Origin of the sequence: Actinospica durhamensis (genome assembly GCF_018139695.1) — a bacterium.
Taxonomy (GTDB): Bacteria; Actinomycetota; Actinomycetes; order Streptomycetales; family Catenulisporaceae; genus Actinospica; species Actinospica durhamensis.
On the sequence record NZ_JAGSOG010000766.1, the window covers coordinates 1 to 436 of the forward strand.

The following is a 436-nucleotide window of genomic DNA, read 5'->3' on the forward strand; positions in this document are numbered from 1 at the left end:
GTCTCGCGCTCAGCCATCTCACTAACTCCCTTTGACTCTCTCTTGTTGTTGGAAACGCCCGGTGGGCGGCTGACAAGCAAGGGGGAAGCGAGGTGCATCGATGCAGCGGATCGGAAAGATCTTGCTTCATCAGGCCACGATCCACGGTGACCTTGCCAAGCTCAGCGACTGCAACTTAACCCGCCCAAAACGAAAAAGCAACTGGCAAAATCTTTCACTGTCAACCCCAAAACGGCCACCATACGGGACAGCATGGGACTCTCATTCATCTTATATCTGCTAGCGGTCATTTTTGTCCTGATCGGCATCGCCGGCATCATCCTGCCGGCCCTCCCGGGCATCCCGCTGGTGTTCATCGGGCTGCTGCTGGCGGCCTGGGCCGACGGCTTCGCCCACGTCGGCTGGCCCACCCTGGTCGCGCTGGGCGTGCTGACCC

The 436-nt window shown here is 59.6% G+C and carries 1 protein-coding gene; it reads left to right on the forward strand.

Annotated features, from left to right (window positions below):
- Positions 1–252: 252 nt before the first annotated feature.
- The coding region (locus KDL01_RS42120) for a DUF456 family protein (RefSeq protein ID WP_212534295.1) at positions 253–436 on the forward strand (184 nt) is incomplete at its 3' end.